23 protein-coding genes are annotated in these 19,375 nt (G+C 39.0%); 1 reads left to right on the forward strand and 22 read right to left on the reverse strand.

The genetic code is table 11. From position 1 onward, the window contains the following. Positions 1-105: 105 nt before the first annotated feature. From LG336_RS19545 to LG336_RS19575, 7 genes are all read right to left on the reverse strand, one after another. A complete protein-coding gene (locus LG336_RS19545) occupies positions 106-639 on the reverse strand; it encodes a spore maturation protein (RefSeq protein WP_404329158.1) in 534 nt (177 codons plus the stop codon). A gap of 7 nt (positions 640-646) precedes the next feature. Continuing rightward, the gene (locus LG336_RS19550; RefSeq protein WP_404329159.1) at positions 647-1,234 is read right to left on the reverse strand and encodes a nucleoside recognition domain-containing protein; all 588 of its coding nucleotides are present in this window, start codon (positions 1,232-1,234) and stop codon (positions 647-649) included. Next, positions 1,227-2,366, reverse strand: coding sequence for a D-alanyl-D-alanine carboxypeptidase family protein (locus LG336_RS19555; protein ID WP_404329160.1), 1,140 nt, complete (start codon positions 2,364-2,366; stop codon positions 1,227-1,229). The genes LG336_RS19550 and LG336_RS19555 overlap by 8 nt, the downstream gene beginning before the upstream one ends. A 129-nt stretch (positions 2,367-2,495) precedes the next feature. Then, positions 2,496-2,984 carry a YpuI family protein gene (locus LG336_RS19560; RefSeq protein WP_404329161.1) on the reverse strand — a complete coding sequence of 163 codons (489 nt, stop codon included), beginning with the start codon at positions 2,982-2,984 and terminating at the stop codon, positions 2,496-2,498. A 36-nt stretch (positions 2,985-3,020) separates the two neighbouring features. Beyond that, positions 3,021-3,440: a hypothetical protein gene (locus LG336_RS19565; protein ID WP_404329162.1), complete on the reverse strand. Its 420-nt coding sequence runs from the start codon at positions 3,438-3,440 to the stop codon at positions 3,021-3,023. Between the two features lie 156 nt (positions 3,441-3,596). Continuing rightward, entirely contained in the window at positions 3,597-4,175 is a 579-nt protein-coding gene (scpB, locus tag LG336_RS19570; RefSeq protein WP_404329163.1) for an SMC-Scp complex subunit ScpB, read from the reverse strand. Continuing rightward, positions 4,162-4,932: a segregation/condensation protein A gene (locus LG336_RS19575; protein ID WP_404329164.1), complete on the reverse strand. Its 771-nt coding sequence runs from the start codon at positions 4,930-4,932 to the stop codon at positions 4,162-4,164. The genes scpB and LG336_RS19575 overlap by 14 nt, the downstream gene beginning before the upstream one ends. A 162-nt stretch (positions 4,933-5,094) precedes the next feature. Here LG336_RS19575 and LG336_RS19580 point away from each other — a divergent pair, with 162 nt between their 5' ends. Further along, entirely contained in the window at positions 5,095-5,622 is a 528-nt protein-coding gene (locus LG336_RS19580) for a DUF309 domain-containing protein (RefSeq protein ID WP_404329165.1), read from the forward strand. Positions 5,623-5,627: 5 nt separating this feature from the next. Here the strand turns inward: LG336_RS19580 and LG336_RS19585 are convergent, their stop codons facing one another. The 15 genes from LG336_RS19585 to LG336_RS19655 form a co-directional block, all read right to left on the reverse strand. Next, positions 5,628-6,005 carry a GNAT family N-acetyltransferase gene (locus tag LG336_RS19585; RefSeq protein WP_404329166.1) on the reverse strand — a complete coding sequence of 126 codons (378 nt, stop codon included), beginning with the start codon at positions 6,003-6,005 and terminating at the stop codon, positions 5,628-5,630. 426 nt (positions 6,006-6,431) lie between these two features. Next, positions 6,432-7,757, reverse strand: coding sequence for a diaminopimelate decarboxylase (gene lysA / locus LG336_RS19590; protein ID WP_404329167.1), 1,326 nt, complete (start codon positions 7,755-7,757; stop codon positions 6,432-6,434). Positions 7,758-7,899: 142 nt separating this feature from the next. Next, positions 7,900-9,318, reverse strand: coding sequence for a spore germination protein (locus LG336_RS19595; RefSeq protein ID WP_404333229.1), 1,419 nt, complete (start codon positions 9,316-9,318; stop codon positions 7,900-7,902). Between the two features lie 121 nt (positions 9,319-9,439). Next, on the reverse strand, positions 9,440-9,862 hold the full coding sequence (locus LG336_RS19600; RefSeq protein WP_404329168.1) for a stage V sporulation protein AB: 423 nt from the start codon (positions 9,860-9,862) through the stop codon (positions 9,440-9,442). Further along, complete coding sequence (locus LG336_RS19605) at positions 9,852-10,472, reverse strand: stage V sporulation protein AA (protein WP_404329169.1); 621 nt, start codon at positions 10,470-10,472, stop codon at positions 9,852-9,854. The genes LG336_RS19600 and LG336_RS19605 overlap by 11 nt, the downstream gene beginning before the upstream one ends. 155 nt (positions 10,473-10,627) lie before the next feature. Then, entirely contained in the window at positions 10,628-11,386 is a 759-nt protein-coding gene (gene sigF, locus LG336_RS19610; RefSeq protein ID WP_221872399.1) for an RNA polymerase sporulation sigma factor SigF, read from the reverse strand. Between the two features lie 12 nt (positions 11,387-11,398). Further along, on the reverse strand, positions 11,399-11,839 hold the full coding sequence (gene spoIIAB / locus LG336_RS19615; protein ID WP_404333230.1) for an anti-sigma F factor: 441 nt from the start codon (positions 11,837-11,839) through the stop codon (positions 11,399-11,401). Between the two features lie 5 nt (positions 11,840-11,844). Then, entirely contained in the window at positions 11,845-12,195 is a 351-nt protein-coding gene (gene spoIIAA / locus LG336_RS19620; RefSeq protein ID WP_404329170.1) for an anti-sigma F factor antagonist, read from the reverse strand. Between the two features lie 153 nt (positions 12,196-12,348). Further along, a complete protein-coding gene (locus LG336_RS19625) occupies positions 12,349-13,521 on the reverse strand; it encodes a D-alanyl-D-alanine carboxypeptidase family protein (protein WP_404329171.1) in 1,173 nt (390 codons plus the stop codon). Between the two features lie 201 nt (positions 13,522-13,722). Continuing rightward, on the reverse strand, positions 13,723-15,027 hold the full coding sequence (locus LG336_RS19630; protein WP_404329172.1) for a pyrimidine-nucleoside phosphorylase: 1,305 nt from the start codon (positions 15,025-15,027) through the stop codon (positions 13,723-13,725). A 37-nt stretch (positions 15,028-15,064) separates the two neighbouring features. Beyond that, complete coding sequence (locus LG336_RS19635) at positions 15,065-15,889, reverse strand: purine-nucleoside phosphorylase (RefSeq protein ID WP_404329173.1); 825 nt, start codon at positions 15,887-15,889, stop codon at positions 15,065-15,067. A gap of 12 nt (positions 15,890-15,901) precedes the next feature. Next, complete coding sequence (deoB, locus tag LG336_RS19640) at positions 15,902-17,083, reverse strand: phosphopentomutase (RefSeq protein ID WP_404329174.1); 1,182 nt, start codon at positions 17,081-17,083, stop codon at positions 15,902-15,904. A gap of 265 nt (positions 17,084-17,348) precedes the next feature. Beyond that, positions 17,349-18,242, reverse strand: coding sequence for a site-specific tyrosine recombinase XerD (gene xerD / locus LG336_RS19645; protein WP_404329175.1), 894 nt, complete (start codon positions 18,240-18,242; stop codon positions 17,349-17,351). Between the two features lie 5 nt (positions 18,243-18,247). Next, positions 18,248-18,472 (reverse strand): YqzK family protein, encoded by a 225-nt coding sequence (locus tag LG336_RS19650; RefSeq protein WP_404329176.1) that lies wholly within the window; start codon positions 18,470-18,472, stop codon positions 18,248-18,250. Positions 18,473-18,804: 332 nt separating this feature from the next. Then, positions 18,805-19,290, reverse strand: coding sequence for a Fur family transcriptional regulator (locus LG336_RS19655; protein ID WP_404329177.1), 486 nt, complete (start codon positions 19,288-19,290; stop codon positions 18,805-18,807). Positions 19,291-19,375: the final 85 nt, after the last annotated feature.

A 19,375-nucleotide genomic window follows, 5' to 3' on the forward strand; every position in this document is an offset into this window, starting at 1 on the left:
TCCTTAAGAATTATGACACAAATTCCCCTGTTTTCAAAGTAACGAACCCTAACAAAGTGAAACAAAAAGAAGATACCCTTGAAAAAGGATATCTTTGGTGTTTTTTTACATTCCAAATATTAATGTTACAACAACAATTGCCGCTGCGAAACCAGCTAAATCAGCGAGCAATCCCACTTTTAGCGCATCGCCCATCTTCTTGATGCCAACCGCCCCAAAATAAACCGTTAGTACATAAAAAGTAGTGTCTGTACTCCCTTGAAGAGTAGACGCAAGTCTTCCGATAAAAGAGTCAGGACCATAGGTTGCAATTATATCACTTGTCATTCCTAAAGCAGCAGTTCCCGAAATAGGCCTGATAATAGCAAGTGGGATAATGTCTGCTGGAATACCGACCTTCTCTAACCCCGGACGCATTATGTCAATCATAGCATCAAGCGCTCCAGAGGCACGAAAAATGGAAATAGCCACCATCATCCCTACTAAAAAGGGGATAATGGAAACAGCCATTTTAATACCTTCTTTCCCACCCTCAACAAATGTTTCATAAGTTGGAACCTTTTTTATCGTCCCGTAAAGGAGGATAAATCCAATTAAAACTGGAATAAACCAAAGGGAGATTACCGAGATAATTTGCATAGGGCTGTCATCCTTTTCTACTTCTTCGATAATAAAAATACCTATCTATTGAAATAGCAGCAATAGTAGAAATGCATGTTGCGATTAAGGTTGGACCAACGATTTCGGTCGGAGATGCTGAATCATACGTAATCCTAATAGCAATGACTGTTGTCGGAATAAGCGTAATGCTCGAAGTATTTATCGCCAAGAAAGTAATCATCGACCGACTAGCAGAATCCTTGCCGCCATTTATTTTTTTCAATTCTTCCATTGCCTTAATTCCCAAAGGGGTTGCTGCATTTCCAAGACCAAATACATTCGCCATCATATTTGAAAGGATATACCCCATTGCTGGGTGTCCAGGTGGAATTTCCGGAAATAATCTCGTGATGAGAGGTCTAAATAAATTTGCTAGTTTCTCTAAAAGGCCCGCATTTTCAGCTATCCGCATCATACCAAGCCAAAAAACTAAAATGCTAATTAAACCAATACATAATGTAACGGCTTCCTGAGCCCCTTTAAAGACTGCCTCATTGACCTCCGACATTGTTCCATTCACAGCCGCAAATACCAAGCCAATTATCGTCATTCCTACCCAAATATAATTAACCATTGTCCTTCAAACCTATAACTGTAGTAAACATATTTCTGAAGAATTCAAAGAACGACTTTTTCTCTTCCTCAGGCTGATGCTTATAGTAGACTGGTAATTCTTTAATCTTTTCGTCCCCTAGATAAATCTCTGCTTTGCCGACTACATCTGGAATTTCTCTTTCATCTCCCTCCTGGGGCTTGAGCAACTTATACTCTACCTTGACCTCCTCCTCTTCATCAGAGGTCAAGGGATACACAAAAGCATGATCAAGATAAACCTTCCCTTTATAGAAGGAATCTTTTATTTCCTTAATGTTCCCCTCAGACACAATTTCCGCGATATCATATTGATCAAACCCACCTTCGAACATATAGATATGGTCATTCCAATCGTCAGGACCATTCAATGTGACAGCTATTAATTCAAAGTCGTCCTTTGCAGCTGTAGAAACAAGAGTTCTTTTCGCCCTTTTGGTATAGCCTGTTTTCCCACCTGTGGAGTGTTTATATAGTCCGGTTAAAAGTCTATTCTTATTCTTCCAAACCCTATCCCAGGATTCATTTGGATTTGGGGCACGGTGAACCTTCGTACCAGCAATTGTCCTGTACGTATCATTATTCATGGCATATCTAGTTAACAACGCCATATCATACGCAGTGGAATAATGGTCTTCGTGATCATCTAACCCATGTGGATTGGCAAAGTGACTGTTTTCCATCCCAATCTCCTCTGCCTTTTGATTCATTAAAAATACAAATCCATCAAGGCTCCCTCCTACATGTTCCGCAATTGCAACAGCCGCATCATTTCCAGATCGAAGCATCAATCCATAAACTAGATCTTCCAGCAGAACTTTTTCCCCTAATTGAAGATACAAGGAAGAACCCTCCGTACCTACTGCCCGTTCACTTATCTTAACTTGTTCCTTCATCTTCCCAGATTCAATAGCCAATATTGCGGTCATTATTTTGGTTATGCTTGCAATACGTTCAGGTTTATGGGCACTTTTCTCATAAAGCACGCGTCCGCTTTGCTGTTCCATTAGAATAGCGTTTCTCGCGCTAACTGAACCTACAGCATCTGCAGATACAGGAAAATGATTTAATAGTAAAATACTTAGTAAAAATACAATTATCCATTTCCTCTTCATTGAACAGACCTCGTCTCTCTTTGGCAGTTTGTACAAGTTTATGCAGGACAAGGGTGGTTATGACTCCAAAATAGATTAAAAAAGAATGATTAGAAAAACAAAAAAAGAACGGCGGGTAGCCGTTCTTTCCTATTTAGAATGTAGCATCTTTGTTCGATAATCCGTCTCATAATACTCAAGCTCTTCTCTGATTCGCTGAAAATCCCCTTCAACTGAACGGATTAATTCCTTAATACTCATTGGGACATTTTCTCTAAATTTTATCGAGTTTTTCCCTGTATAGGCTGACCTGCTATCTTCATACCAGACATCACTTTTCGGCGAAAAGAACTCTTCTATACAATGATTGTATATGCTATAAAGGGTCCTTTCAGCTGCTGCCTTCGAAAAAGGTTTTGCCTTGTCAATGACCTGGCAAGCCTCTAATCCTTCCTCACAGAACACCGTTAGCTTGCGGATGGTTGAAAGGACTCTCTTATAATATTCAGCCGTTCCTGCCTCTTCCTCTTCTAACCCTTTTATGGTCGTGGAATTTAGAAACCCTTCTAAACCTGTCACAGTTTGTCCAAGAAATTCCTTAACATCCTGTATTTGATTTTCAAGTAGCTTATTTCCCATAAAAACACACCCCCAAAATTTAAAAACGACAAACCCTTATGCTGGTTGAATCATAAATTCCATTGAAGACCGGATTTCGTACTCCTTTTGTTGTTCAATATAGGTGAAAATTTCCCCTATTTTATTGAAATCAAGTCCTTGAAGAACGGAAGCAAACTCTTTTTCCGAATTTAGATATACTCGTTTGCGATTACGCAATTCTGGATTTTTCAACAAACAGGCAAGGGCAACGATATCTTTAAAATAAATGTCACGGGTTCCTGCTTTATAAATAGGATCTTGCTGAAAGGGTGTGAAAGTACTAATCATTTCATCAAAATAACGCAAATATAATACGTAAAGTGTTTTTTCTTCACCTTCTGTAATATAGGTGACCTCACTACGATTGAAAAAGTCTTCAGATGTATTCGATTTTTCTTTTTCTAGTTCATACCCACTACAGTGTTTAATAAACATACTTATCCTCCCTGTTAGTCTGGAGGCCCACAAGGTACCTCTATTATGATAAATATGCGAAACGCCTTACTAAAGCACATCAAGCTTTTGGTAATAATATTCTAATTTTATCATATTCTCTGAACTTTGTCTTAATTAAAATATACTACTAAAATCCTATAGTTCATTAAATTTCTCAAAAAATAAATCAGCCTCATCTTGAACTTCCTCATCATCTATCTTTTCTGGAAGTGGTGGCAACTCAGCAATATTTTTTAATCCAAAGTAATCCAAAAACTCTTTTGTTGTCCCATACAAATAAGCACGGCCAGCTCCTTCTGCACGTCCCACTTCCTTTATTAAGGCCCTTGAGGCTAAGGTTTGTATTGGACGTTCCGTTTTTACACCGCGAATTTCTTCAATTTCTATTCTAGTTATTGGCTGTTTATAAGCAATAATTGCGAGCGTTTCGAGAGCCGCCTGTGAGAGATGAGTTGTTCCCGGTGATTCTACAAGACGTTTTAAATAATCAGCGTGTTCTTTCTTTGTTACAAGCTGAAAAACTCCTGCTATTTGTACAAGGAGAATTCCTCGGTTTTTATCTTTTTCATAGTCAAGCTGCATTTCACTAATAATTTCTTTTGCCTTTATTTCATCAACCTCTAGAACAGTGGCGATTTGCTTTAAGGATAACCCCTCGTCTCCGGCAGCAAATAAGACACTTTCAAGTATGCCTTTCCAATTAATGATTTCCAACCTTACCTGCTCCCTTCTGTGATGTAACGAAAATCTCTGCAAAATTCTGCTCTTGTTCAACAATAATCTCCTGGCGTTTCATTAGCTCCAAAACTGCAAGAAAAGTTACCACAATATGACTGCGATCATGCACAGGGAAAAGGTCTTGAAACCTCTTCCGTTCGCCTGTCCCAAGTTGTTCAATGATTTCAACCATCCTTTTCTCAATTGGAATTTCCTGCCTAGTAACCCTTGTCGCCAAAGGTTTTTGAAGTTTCTTTCTCCTCATTAGCTTTTGAAAGGCAGCAAGCATATCATAGATGCTCACATTCATATCCGTTTTCTCAACTAGTGTTTCTTTTGTATACTCAGATAAATCACTAGGTGGTTTTGAATACATTAAACCACGATCCTTTTCAAGGGACTTAAATTCTATAGCCGCTTCCTTAAACTTTTTATACTCGATTAATCTTCCGACCAGCTCATCCCGTGGATCTTCTTCATCCTCAAAACCAAAAACTTCTTCCGATTCATCCTCGTGCTTTGGGAGAAGCATTTTACTTTTAATAGCTAGTAAGGTTGCCGCCATTACGAGGTATTCACTAGCAATATCTAACTTAAGCTCTTTCATTGCATGGATATAAAATAGATACTGTTCAGTAATCTCTGCAACGGGAATATCATAAATATCAATTTCAAGTCTATTTATCAAATGAAGAAGCAAATCAAGTGGTCCCTCAAACGCTTCTATTTTGACATTGTATTCATTATGTTCCATTGTTTCCTCACCAAATCTGTAGTAGTTTGTTTTTTTCATTATGTATTTCTTACTTAGTATAGAGGATTGGCAAGGTCATAGCCATAAAATATTGTGCATGACTTCTGTTCCTTTTACGTAATTATGTTATCCTATAGGTAATTTTCGAAAAGGGGGATGGAGATGATTCCAAAGGCTTTTATTCAATATCTTGTCCATTTTCATGGTGACCGGGATTATTTTGAATGTCATGAAGTCCTAGAAGAGTATTGGAAGGAAGTGGACCCAGGAAATAAGGAATCCATTTGGGTTGGTTTTATTCAGTTAGCCGTTTCATCCTATCATTACAGACGCGCAAATTTTTCTGGAGCGTTAAGAACACATAATAAATCAGCGGCAATTTTGAACAATCATCCACAAAAATGCACAGAGCTGGGAATTGATTATCCTGAATTAATGAAGCTGATTGAAGAAAGAAAAGCTAGAGTTATTTCCCATCAGCCCTACAGGAGCATTCACTTGCCAATCGATAATCAGGACCTGTTAGCGCAATGCTTGAAAGAATGTGAAAAACAAAATCTAGTTTGGGGAGAGGTTAGCGATACACTCGATAAAAGTCTGGTTAATAAACACTCTATGAGAGACAGGACCGACGTTATCATAGAGAGAAAAAAGGCAATTGAAGAACGAAAGTATAAGAAAAGGCAGTGATTCAATTAATCACTGCCCAGTTCGTTTTCTTTACTTCGTAGCGCCCCGCACTTTTCAATAAATCCTGCTGTTTCTGCATTTGGGACAACCATTTTATCAGCATATAGTTCCTGCAATGCACAGACCATTCTTTTTCCTATCCCTTGATGTCGATGAGAAGGATTTACGGAAATATGCTGAATTTGCAGTGAGTCATCGCTCACAAACTGGATACCAAGCAGACCAGTTATATCTTCTTCTTTCCATAAAAATAACTGCCAGCGATCATCTGATTCATATTGCTTTACCGTTTGCTGGAGTTTCTTTAGTTCCTTCTCACTAGGCATGAATGAAAGAAGACCCATTGCTATTTTCTCAAATGCCTTTTTATAACGAATCAACATATTAATCCCTCATTATTGAACTATACATAAAATAAACTTTAATAAGCCAAAAATTTTTAATTATAACAAATTCAGTTTTCCCACAACCGGATGATTTTAAACCTTATGTAGCTTATGCATGAACTTGATAGCAGGTTCACTAAATGGGATAAATTCCCTCATCCAGGTTAACCATATAATTTATTGATTAGGTACGATAACAAACCAGTAAAAAACTCCCCAAACTACTGTGAAAATCAGCAGGAGTACAAATAACAGCCAATTATTCCTTTTCATCTGTCAGACCTCCCACAGATATTCTACCGCAACATGATTGAAAAGCCAATTATAATAAATAATAACACTAGAGCAGAAATTCAAAAAATATAGGTATACGTAGCTGTTAATTTCCTCTACCCAACGGGGCAGAAAAAAATAAAGCCACCATTACGGCAGCTTATTAATAATCTCTTTTAGCGGTAAATCAAGTCGAACCATATCTTCGTATGATTCACGCTTTACTACAAGTCTTGCTTTCCCATTTTCAACAAAAACAACGGGTGGTCTTGGGATTCGGTTATAATTATTTGCCATGGAATACCCATATGCACCTGTACAAAAAACGGCTAGAATATCAGCGCTTTCTGATTTAGGTAATGGCAAATCCCAAATCAGCATATCCCCAGATTCACAGCATTTCCCTGCTATAGATACCGTTTCTTCTGGTTCTACGAGTGCCTTATTAGCAAGGATTGCTTCATACTTCGCCTGATATAGTGCAGGTCGTAGATTATCACTCATCCCACCATCGACAGCTAAATACTGCCTCACACTTGGGACTTCTTTTCTTGATCCGACACGATACAAGGTGGTGCCAGCGTCTCCAACCATTGAACGTCCAGGCTCAATCCAAATTTCTGGCATACTCATTTGATAGCGGTCTGCATGCTTTCTTACCTCATCAATAATTTCCTCAACATACTGGGAGGCTGGGATTGGGTCGTCTTCTTTCGTATAGCGAATCCCAAAACCACCACCAAGATTTAACACTTTGGCTTCAAAGGATTTTTCATCTTTCCATTGCTTTAGTTTTTCGAATATCTTTTTAGCAGCAACAAGAAAACCGGTCGTTTCAAATATTTGTGAACCGATATGACAATGGACGCCAAGAAGGTTCAAATTCTTCGAGTTCAACCCAATACTAATTGCTTCATCCGCCTGGCCATTTAGCAAACCAAATCCGAATTTTGAGTCATCTTGTCCTGTTAAAATATAGTCATGAGTATGGGCTTCAATTCCTGGGGTGACACGAAGGAGAATGTTCACTACCTTTTCTCTAGACCTGCAGAGTTCATCTAATAGTTCCAGCTCATAAAAATTATCGACGACAAAACAGCCAATCTCTTTTTCAATCGCCATATCTAACTCTTCAAGACTCTTGTTATTTCCATGAAAATGTATTTTATCTGCTGGAAAACCTGCAGCTATCGCTGTATAAAGTTCCCCACCTGAGACCACATCAAGTGACAGCCCCTCTTCGTCTGCAAGTTGAACCATAGCCACAGTAGAAAAAGCCTTACTGGCATAAGCCACCTGAGCTTTTACCCCTAATGCTTCAAACGTTTTTTTAAAGCTCTGAGCGCGTTCCCGAATTAACGCAACATCATAAACATACAATGGAGTTCCGTATTGTTCTACAAGAGCTACCGTGTCCATGCCGCCTATTTCGAGATGTCCACGGTCGTTTACCTTTGCTGTCCCGTGCAATTGCATGTATCTCCCTCATTTCCTTCTCCCTAAATTAAGAATCATGAATAGTGATGTTATTCTCCTATTCATGATTCTTGTTATGGCTACTTCGTAAAAATTAAAATTACTTTACCATAGTTTTAGGGAACACGCAATTGAAGCTATATTAGTTTTTTGCCGGCTGTCTAGACCGATTTTGCGCATGAACGATGCTCGGGCGGATTTTGGCACCTGGAACAGCTCGTCGGATAAGGATTTGCATAAATGCTTTCGGTGCAAACGGCAAAAACGGCCATAAGTATGGAGTGTTTAAAGATCTGATACTTGCTAGTAATAATAACCAAACCGTTATTCCTGCAACGAACCCTGGAACACGGAAAATTGCCGTCACAATAAGTAAAAACAATCTTCCAATTTTATTCGCCATACTTAATTCATAACTTGGTGTAGCATAAGTCCCAATCGCTGCCAATGACACATAAAGAATAACTTCTGGTACAAATAACCCAACATCAATCGCTATTTGTCCAATTAAAACTGCAGCAATTAATCCCATTGCCGTAGAAAGGGGCGTTGGGGTATGTATCGCAGCTAGCCTTAAAAATTCAATTCCAATATCCGCAAAAAAAATCTGTAACAGAATAGGAATATTTGATTTTTCATTCGGACCTATAAAAGACAAAGCTTCTGGCAAAAGATCAGGATTTTGCACAAATAAATACCAAAATGGCAATAAAAGTAACGAAGCAGCTACACCTAAAAAACGAATCCACCTAACTAAGGTTCCAACACCTGGAGATTGCCTGTATTCCTCGGCATGCTGTAAATGGTGAAAGTAAGTAGTTGGTGTAATGATGACACTCGGGGATGTATCAACATATATCAAAACATGCCCCTCTAAAAGGTGAGTTGCAGCAACATCCGCTCTTTCTGTATACCTTACTAACGGGAAAGGATTGTATCCCTGTTTAACTAGGAATTCTTCCACTGTTTTATCTGCCATCGGAATACCATCTATTTCCATTGCGTTTAATTCTTTTTTAATGACATTTACTAAATCAGGGTTTGCAACATCTTCAATATATCCAAGTGCTACATCTGTCTTCGATCGCTCTCCGACTTTCATCATTTCAAAACGAAGACGTTCATCCCTTATCCTTCTTCTTGTTAGGGCAGTGTTCACAATAATATTTTCAACAAAACCATCTCTCGAACCGCGGACAACTTTTTCTGTATCGGGCTCTTGCGGCTGACGTCCTGGATAGCTTCTAACATCCACAACCAGACCTATTCCTTCACCTTCAACTAGGACGACAACTAAGCCCGATAATACTTGGTCTACTACTTCATCCATCGTCTTTACTTGCTCGACAGATTGATGTACAATCCGATTTTCTACAATGCTTTGTAATTGTAGGGAAATCTTTTCCCGGTTATTTATACCGACCAGTTCTTTTACAATTTGTACAATGGGTTGAGTATCACATAATCCATTAACATAATAGAAATGGACACCTTTTTTGAGGATAGTTAATTTTCTTACGCCTAAGTCAAAACTATCACCTAACCCAACTCGATTTTTCATATAGGATTCGACTTCTGATAACTCTTTGGGAATTGGCAACTTATTGTTCGTTTTATTCACTACACTCCACTCCTTTCAAGGACATCTCACCTTTTTTGAGCACTTGCCATCGTTTGTTTCTCTATTGGTCGACAAAATAAATCCACTGAAAAAGGGAGCCAACTATCTTACCAATCACAATGGCCATGATAAGAATTACGATTCTATCCTCGATTCGAACACGCTTTGCGAGAATCGGAAAAACATTTAGTGCTTCTGTTAACCCCGCCGCAAGCATCCCAACAAATGTTCCAGCGGCAAGGCCAATCGGAACTGTGATAAATACTGTAATATGAAAAATAGGATCCCAAAGACTGCCCGCCGTTCCCCCTACTGCTCCTAAGACAACTGCCCATTCATAAAAGTGAATCATCTTCATGGTTTTTGTAAGCTGTGTCAACCTCGGTATAACTCCAAGGACGGCAAGAAAAGCAACAAAGCCCGCTCCCACTGCAAGCCCGCCTGCGAGCCCAACTAGAAAAACAAGGAGAATACTAATCGTCATCTAGACGCTTCAGACTTTCCTTGTTTTCATTTAAAATGACATATTGATCAAGAGATTGCTGATATTTAAACATTTCAACCTCCAGTGGGCTAGGTTCTTCATTGATTCTTTTCTTAAAAAAGTGATTGAAAAATAAAATCATCCCTAGACCTAACCCAAATGAATACGGTATTTGAAGTAGGAGCGGTTTGCTTTCTTGTTTTCCAGTAATCATTGTATAAATGCGTTGATGAACAGCCTGCATACTTACATCCTCATGAAAGTTCATGATTGTAATCGCCGAACCAATAAAAAGGAGGAACCACACTACTAAAAAAAGTGAATAAGATACTGGCTTCTTCTTTAACATCACTTCGATAATGGTTTGAGTCGGACCAATCGCCTGTACATCGACAGTTGGAAACTGTTTTGTAATCATCCTAACGACCATCATGACATCAATAATAATGATATTATTGTCCTCTGGTGAAACCTTGTGAACTGGAAGTTTCTCCAGTGTAGAATGGATTTCTTCCCTTGAGATGATTTGAGCAATATCTTTTAGGAAGATGGACTCATTCGGTTTCACCTGAACACGGTTTCGCATACGAATGTAGACTGTATTTTCCATCCCGTTCACTTCCAACACATTGTTTTACTTGTATAACTAGTATTGGTTGGTGCGCAATTTTCATGAAGTCCAAAAAATGGATACATACAAATAGTGACCAATGTCAGAATATCAATGAAAAACCTACTAAAATGCACAAAAAAAACCCGCATGGATTATTGGTCCATACGAGTTTTCATTTGTTGTAAAATTTTCTTTTCTAAACGTGAGACCTGTACTTGGGATATCCCTAATCTCGCAGCTACTTCTGATTGCGTCTGATCTTTGTAATAGCGAAGATAGACAATGAGTTTCTCTCTTTCATCCAGTTCCATAATTGCCTCTTTTAAGGCAATTTTATCAAACCATCTACCTTCTTCTCCATTATCAATCTGGTCGAGTAAAGTAATTGGGTCCCCGTCGTTTTCATAAACCGTTTCGTGGATAGATGACGGAAGGCGACTAGCTTCTTGAGCAAGAATGATTTCTTCAGGAGATAGTTCTAAGAATTCTGCCAATTCGTTTACTGTAGGAATTCTCCCAAAGTTTTTAGATAACTCATCCTTCGCTTTTCGAATTTTATTAGCCATTTCTTTCAAAGACCGACTAACTTTTACCGTCCCATCATCTCTGATAAAACGCTGAATTTCTCCAATAATCATTGGTACTGCATAAGTAGAAAATTTTACATCATAAGAAAGGTCGAATTTATCAACGGATTTAAGGAGACCGATGCTCCCTATTTGAAACAGGTCATCCGGCTCATAGCCCCGATTTAAAAATCGTTGCACCACTGACCAGACAAGACGCATATTCTTCTGAACAATTAAATCTCTAGCATCTTGGTCTCCCTCATGACTCCGCTTAATCAGTTCCTTGACTTCATGGTCCTTCAAATAGGCTTGACTGCTATCGTTTTTTACCTCAACATCCATAAGCAGGACTCCTTAATTGCACAGTGCTTTACTTTTTAGTAAGTGTTTTTTCATACGAATTTCAGTACCGAAGCTAGGCTCTGATCGGACTTCTACTTCATCCATGAAATTTTCCATGATGGTAAATCCCATGCCTGATCTCTCAAGTTCTGGCTTAGATGTATATAATGGCTGTCGTGCTTCCTCAATATCACGAATACCTACACCCTTATCCCTTATAACCAATTCCACCGTACTCTCCTCCAGCAACACAGAGATATAGACCATGCCATCGGAATTATTCTCGTATCCATGGATGATAGAGTTTGTAACAGCTTCTGAAACTACCGTTTTTATCTCTGTTAGTTCATCCATAGTAGGATCAAGTTGAGCGATGAATGAAGCAACGGTGACTCGAGCAAAAGACTCATTTTGGCTTAAAGCGCTAAATTGAAGATTCATTTCATTTTTCATCTCTGTCACGCAACCCCCAATCTTTCTAAAGCAAATTCTTCTGACTCCTCAAGCCGTACAATTTTAAATAGGCCTGACATATCAAATAGCCTTTTGATTGGAGGGGAGACAGCACATACAATCATTTCTCCATGTAGCTGCTTTATGTGCTTATATCTTCCTAAAATGACCCCGAGACCCGAGCTATCCATAAAGGTCAAGTGTTCTAGGTTAAGAACAATATGACGCACATTTTGTTCCTCAAGAGCACTTGTTGCTCGCTGACGTAATTCATCGGCTGCATGGTGGTCCAATTCACCGCTCAGACGAATGCATAAGACGTCATTTCTGATTTCCATATTAATGTTAAGACTCACGGATTCATTGCCTCCTTATCTGGTATAAGGAGTCAAATTCGCCATAGTAGAACGAATTCCTTCTCTACGGACAAAACTAGTTACTATTCGCTAAAACTAGTTGCTAGTTTTGTCTTTTCGACATTATTATTCAAAAATACGGTAAACAGATGCCTACTCTCCTGTTCTCGTAAACATTCCAAATGCACGTTTATATAGTTGCCACCAGCTAGCTTTTTCAACAGATTCACTGGCTACAAGCTTTGTTTTCACGAGAGTTTTTCCGTCCTGAACAAGCTTTAACGTTCCAACTTCATCGCCTTTTTGAATAGGCGCTTTTAGGTTTTCTTTTAAAGTGACCTTTTCCTCAATCTTTTTAATATCTTCTCCTTTTTTCGTCAGTAAGGAAATTCTTTCAGATGTAACAGCTTCTATATTCTTTTCGCTACCTTTGCTGATTTCCGCCTTTCCAAGCACACGCCCTTTCTCATACATTGGGTGTGACTCATATTGACTAAAAGCATAATCTAGCATCTTTGTTACCTGAGCATTCCTAGACTTTGAAGTAGGGGCACCGAATACTACGGCAACTACTCGCATCCCTTCTTTTTCAGCTGTAGCGGTTAAGCAGTATTTCGCCTCATTGGTAAAGCCTGTCTTCAAGCCGTCAACCCCTGGATAAAACCTTACAAGGCGATTTGTATTCACTAACCAGAATTTCTTGTCGGAATCCTCACGAAGATAATCCTCATATTTACCTGTGAATTTAGTGATTGTTTCGTATTTTAAAAGTTCTTTTGCCATGACCGCCATATCATTTGCTGTGCTGTAATGATCTTCTGTTGGAAGACCAGTTGCATTTCTAAATGCGGTATCCTTAAGGCCGAGTTCCTTTACTTTTGCATTCATTAGCTTTACAAACTCTTCCTCTGAACCAGCTAATCTTTCTGCCATTGCAACAGAAGCGTCGTTTGCTGATCCGATTGCAATTCCTCTAAGCATTTCTTCGACTGTCATTTCTTCCCCTGGTTCAAGGAAAATTTGCGACCCACCCATTGATGCAGCATATTCACTGGTGCGAATCTTTTCATCCATCTTGAGTCTACCCTCATCTAAGGCTTCCATGATTAAAAGCATTGTCATGATTTTAGTCATGCTAGCCGGTGGTAGTTGTTCATTGCTGTTTTTCTCATAAAGAACCTTGCCCGTGTCCCGTTCAATTAAAATTGCAGAGAGGGAGTCATCAGCAAGCTGTACCCCATTTTCATTTGCAAATGCTGTTGGTGCGAACATTGATGTAATCAAAACGGAAACGATTATCAGACTAAATATACCTTTACGTCTCATGGCCATAAACCTCCTATCTTTATAAGGACTATTTTTTCCATGAAAACCATTTTTATACAAATAAATGGAATAAAGTACAACTTCCTTTAACTGACGTAAAAAAAGACAAAAAAAAAGAAGCGGAGACAGTTCTCCACTTCTTTTTTCAATTATCCAGCTCCAGGCCATACGCCGCAGACCAGGGCGCTTATGCTTTTCTTCTTATTCTGTTATCTCTTCATGGATGAGGATAGGTGCTTCCACCAATTCCTTTGAAAGTCGAATATTCTTATACAAGATTTCCTTCACTTCTTGAACATCCTCGAAATTACTATGAATGGTCAGAAGCGATTCTCCTTTTTCCACTTTATCACCGATTTTCTTGCGTAACACAAGACCAACAGCCAAATCAATTTCAGATTCCTTTGTTGCTCTTCCTGCCCCTAAAAGCATGGCAGCTGTTCCAATCTCATCGGCTACGATTTCAGAAACGTATCCTTCTTCTTTTGCTTCTAGCTCGATTTTGTATTTTGCCTGCGGTAGTCTTGCCTTATCATCAACAACCGAAGCGTCTCCACCTTGTGAGCTTAAAAATACTTTAAAAGACTCAAGGGCAGAGCCATCAGCAATGGCTTTTTCAAGCAATCCTCTTGCTTCTTTCAACGTTTCTGCTTTCTTGGCTAGGAATACCATATGACTTCCAAGCGTTAAACATAACTCAGTTAAGTCTTCTGGTCCTTCTCCTCTTAATGTATCAATCGCTTCTTGAACTTCGAGAGCATTTCCAATCGCAAATCCAAGCGGCTGACTCATATCGGAAATAACAGCCATCGTATTTCGGCCAACATTATTTCCTATCTGAACCATCGCTTTCGCCAATCTACGAGAGTCTTCGAGTGTCTTCATAAAAGCACCCGCACCCGTTTTCACATCAAGCACAATGGCATCTGCTCCTGCCGCAATCTTTTTACTCATGATGGAGCTGGCAATTAACGGAATACTGTCAACCGTTGCCGTAACATCACGAAGGGCATAAAGCTTTTTATCAGCGGGCGTTAAATTTCCACTTTGACCAATAACAGCAATTTTATTTTTATTCACAAGTTGGATGAACTCACTATTATCAATTTCTACGTGGAAGCCTTCTACGGCCTCAAGTTTATCAATTGTACCACCTGTATGACCAAGACCTCTTCCTGACATTTTGGCGACAGGAACCCCTACTGCTGCAACTAGCGGTCCCAAAACTAATGTAGTGGTATCTCCAACTCCACCTGTGGAATGTTTATCGACTTTTATTCCCTCAATTTTCGAAAGATCAATCTGATCACCCGACTCAACCATTGCCATTGTTAAGGTGGCCCGTTCATTTTCAGTCATTCCTTTGAAGTAAATCGCCATTGTCAGTGCGCTCATTTGGTAATCAGGAATAGAACCATCTGTATAGCCTTTAATAATATAATTTACTTCCTCTGAAGTAAGCTCTAAGCCATCACGCTTTTTCTCTATTAAATCAACCATTCTCATTCTTATCACCACTTACTAAGTATTTTGTTCCTAAGAGTTAAGCTTTTCCAATTTCTTGTACAAGTTCTTTCACATATAACAGGAAGGTTGCTTTTACTTTTTCAGTTGTTTCAATTACTTCATCATGAGATAGTGGCTGATCAAGAATCCCAGCCGCCATATTCGAGATACATGAAATGCCTAACACCTTCATACCAGAGTGTCGTGCCACAATAACCTCCGGAACAGTTGACATTCCAACAGCGTCTCCGCCGAGAATACGGAGCATGCGAACTTCTGCAGGAGTTTCATAGACCGGACCTGAGTTTCCTACATATACCCCTTCTTGAACAGCGATATCTAAACGGCTAGCAGTATCCCGGGCTAATTTTCGTAAATCTTTGGAGTATGCTTCACTTAAGTCAGGAAAACGCGGCCCTAACTCCGCATCATTCGGTCCTACTAGTGGGTTTGTTCCCATATTGTTGATATGGTCTGAAATAAGCATCAAATCCCCTGGTGAAAAGCTTTCATTTACGCCTCCAGCAGCATTTGTAACAATTAAATGCTCAATTCCTAGCTCCTTCATTACCCGAACCGGGAACGTTACTTTATCCATGCTATAGCCTTCATAAAAATGGAAACGCCCCTGCATCGCCGCAACTACGACTCCGTTTAAGGTTCCAAACACTAATTGTCCTGCATGTCCTTCAACAGTTGAAACCGGGAAGTCCGGGATATCGCTATAGGGAATCTTTACTGGGTTTTCAATTTCATCAGCTAAAATCCCTAGACCGGATCCCAGAATCAAACCAATTTGAACGGGTTGATTAAACTTATCTTTTAAAAATTCAGCTGCATTTTTAATTTTGCCTTTTTCCATTTTTTCCACCTCTTACTTAATATCTTTTAAAAAACTTGTACCGTGATCTGGCATTTTGACTTGGAAGTTTTCCGCAACCGCGGCCCCAATATCCGCAAAAGTCTTGCGAAGAGGAAGTTCTTTTCCTTCACTCATTCCCTTTGAATAAACGAGAAGTGGTACATATTCACGAGTATGGTCTGTTCCATGATGCACAGGGTCATTCCCATGATCTGCCGTAATAATAAGGAGATCCTCTTCCTTTAGTTTTTCTAATACTTCTGTGAGCCTTGCATCGTATTCCTCCAATGCCTTTCCATAGCCAATCGGGTCACGGCGATGGCCAAATAACGCATCGAAATCGACAAGATTTAAGAAACTTAGCCCTGTAAAATCCATATTGATGGTCTCTAGCAACTTATCCATACCATCCATGTTAGAGACGGTTCGCAGTGACTGAGTTACCCCTTCCCCATCATAGATATCTGAAATTTTCCCTATTGCAAGCACGTCTAAGCCAGCATCCTTCAATTCATTCATCACTGTACGCCCAAATGGTTTTAAGGCATAATCATGACGATTGGCTGTTCTTTTAAAGTTCCCTGGTGAACCTAAGAATGGGCGCGCAATCACACGACCAACCATATATTTTTCATCAAGAGTTAATTCTCTAGCTATTTCACAAATTTTATAAAGTTCTTCAATTGGAACAACCTCTTCATGTGCCGCAATTTGTAAAACTGAGTCTGCAGAGGTATAGACAATCAATGAACCTGTTTCCATCTGCTCTGCACCTAATTCATCAAGAATTTCAGTACCACTTGCCGGCTTGTTCCCGATAACTTTCCTCCCTGTCCGAGACTCAATTTCTGATATTAATTCTTGAGGAAATCCTTCTGGAAAAACCTGAAAAGGAGTATCAATGTTCAAACCCATTATTTCCCAATGGCCAGTCATTGTGTCTTTCCCTACTGAAGCCTCTTGCATTTTCGTATAATACGCTAGCGGTTTTGCCGCTTTTTCGATACCTTTAATTTCGCTAATATTACTTAAACCGAGCTCCGCCATATTAGGCATATTTAACCCATTCATTCGTTCGGCAATATGACCTAGCGTATTAGAGCCTAAATCGCCAAATTGTTCTGCATCAGGGGCCTCGCCAATTCCGACGGAGTCCATAACAACCAAAAAGACCCTTTTATATGTATATGACATTTGAATCTCCTCCTTAGAAGGTTTTGGTACCAATAATTTGAAACTCTTTGATAAAACCTCATTTTATAATGCCCAATTATGAAATTAATAACAGAACTATCGCCCTGTATAAGTCAGAAGTCTGACAACTAAATCTTACTAATCTTCTCTCAAAAAAACAAGAAAAAGCTACCTTTTCTTTATGGCAGCTTTTCGAACTTTTCGACCTCTTCCGATTGATTCTATATCAACAGCAAAAAATATGGCCTGTTTTCCTATTAAACTATTAAGCTCGCGGATGAAATTTGCTATAAACATCTTTTAACCTTGTTTTTGTTACGTGCGTATATATTTGGGTTGTAGAGATATCAGCATGTCCCAACATCTCTTGTACTGCTCGCAAATCGGCCCCATTTTCAAGTAAATGTGTTGCAAAGGAATGTCGCAATGTATGTGGTGTCAAATCTTTTTCGATATTTGCTTCCTTGGCAAGCCGCTTTAAAATTTTCCAAAAACCCTGTCTTGTTAATCTCTTTCCATGATGATTCAGAAAGAATGCCTCGTCTTTATGCCCTTTTGATACGAGTTTCGGGCGGCCTTTTGCAAGGTACTGTTCCAAGGCCGTTGTAGCCGTTCTTCCTAACGGGATAATTCTTTCCTTATTTCCTTTTCCAATACAGCGGATAAAACCCATGGTTAAATGGATATCGTCCATATTTAGACCTATTAGTTCACTAACCCTGATACCAGTGGCATAAAGTAATTCGAGCATCGCCTTGTCTCGATACCCATAATGATCAACAAGCCTCGGAGACTCTAAGAGAATCTCAACCTCTTGAAGGTTTAACACCTTTGGTAAGTTTCGTTCCAACTGTGGACTCTCGATATGGACGGTTGGATCTTGCCCAACTACTTTTTCACGTAATAAAAATTGATGAAAAGCACGCAAAGAAGCGACATGTCGAGCAATGGTTTTTGCAGACTTGCCACTGTCTTTCAAGTGAGCTAAAAAATGGATAATATGGCTCCGTTGAATTGTATCTAAATCAGTCAATTTTTCAATACTTTGCTGGAAGCTGAGATAGCTTTTCAAATCACGTTCATAAGAAACTATTGTATTTCTTGATAGTCCTTTTTCAACCACCAAGAAATGAATAAAATCTTTGAGATGCTCATTCATAATGATTACTCTCCATTCAAATAAAACAAAATCAGCCGGTCAATCATTCCGGTCTCTTCAGAAGAATTCCCACCCGAAACCTTTATTGCCGCCCCTTCTGGTTCATCGTAACGATGATAGTTCTGATATTCTTCATTTACCCACATAATACCATAATAAAAGAGTATCGTGCACCCTGTGAAAAATACAAACACCTTACCCGCATGTAGTATGATTGAAATCAATTTCATATAAATGCCCCCGGATTGCTTAATAGTACAAGATATGCCAAGGGAGGCAAATTATATACATAAAAAGAAAAAGAAAGGGCACACTGAGTCAAAAATAAAGGCTGTTTTCGTAAAGATTGTTGTTCAAATTGTAAAAATCTTAAAGCCGATTTTAACGCAAGGTAAGGGATTACGTACGTTATAGTAAGTTTGCAAGCTCTTTTCTCAAAAATAAATAGCTATATTGCGTGAAACAAAGCTTTATCTATCCTATTTTGTATCTAAAAACAACAAAGTTTGAGAAAAGAGCCAAAATAAAAAACCCTTCCCCGGTTTGAGAAAGAGTTTGTAATTTATGCTTGTTCAGCTTTTTCGTTAAGTTCGTCTTGTGTTTCATTGTCTTTTGCTTGGCATCGGTGACAAATACCGTGGAAGGTCAAACGGTGATCTTTTATTTTAAATTTCCAGTCCCGTTCTACAATCTCCTCAACATCATCAAGCAAATCTTCTTGGATTTCATCCACTGCACCACACTCAATACAGACAAGATGGTGGTGAAAATGGGCTGCTCCTTCTCTGCGAAGATCATATCTAGAAACGCCGTCACCAAAGTTAATTTTATCAACAATTTTCAATTCTGTTAAAAGTTCAAGAGTCCGATACACCGTCGCAAGACCAATTTCAGGGGATTTTTCTTTTACAAGTAGATAGACATCCTCTGCACTTAAATGGTCTTCTTCATTTTCCAAAAGGACACGTACAGTTGCTTCACGTTGCGGTGTTAATTTATAGCTGGACGAATGCAGCTGCTTTTTAATTCTTTCAATTCTATTTTCCATTTAGATAGTCTTCACTCCCCCGCCCACTGTCATATATATTATAGCAGAATGAAAAGGAGATGCATAATAAAATTATTACAAACTA

Origin of the sequence: Mesobacillus maritimus (assembly GCF_044803185.1) — a bacterium.
GTDB classification, from domain to species: Bacteria; Bacillota; Bacilli; order Bacillales; family Cytobacillaceae; genus Mesobacillus_B; species Mesobacillus_B maritimus_B.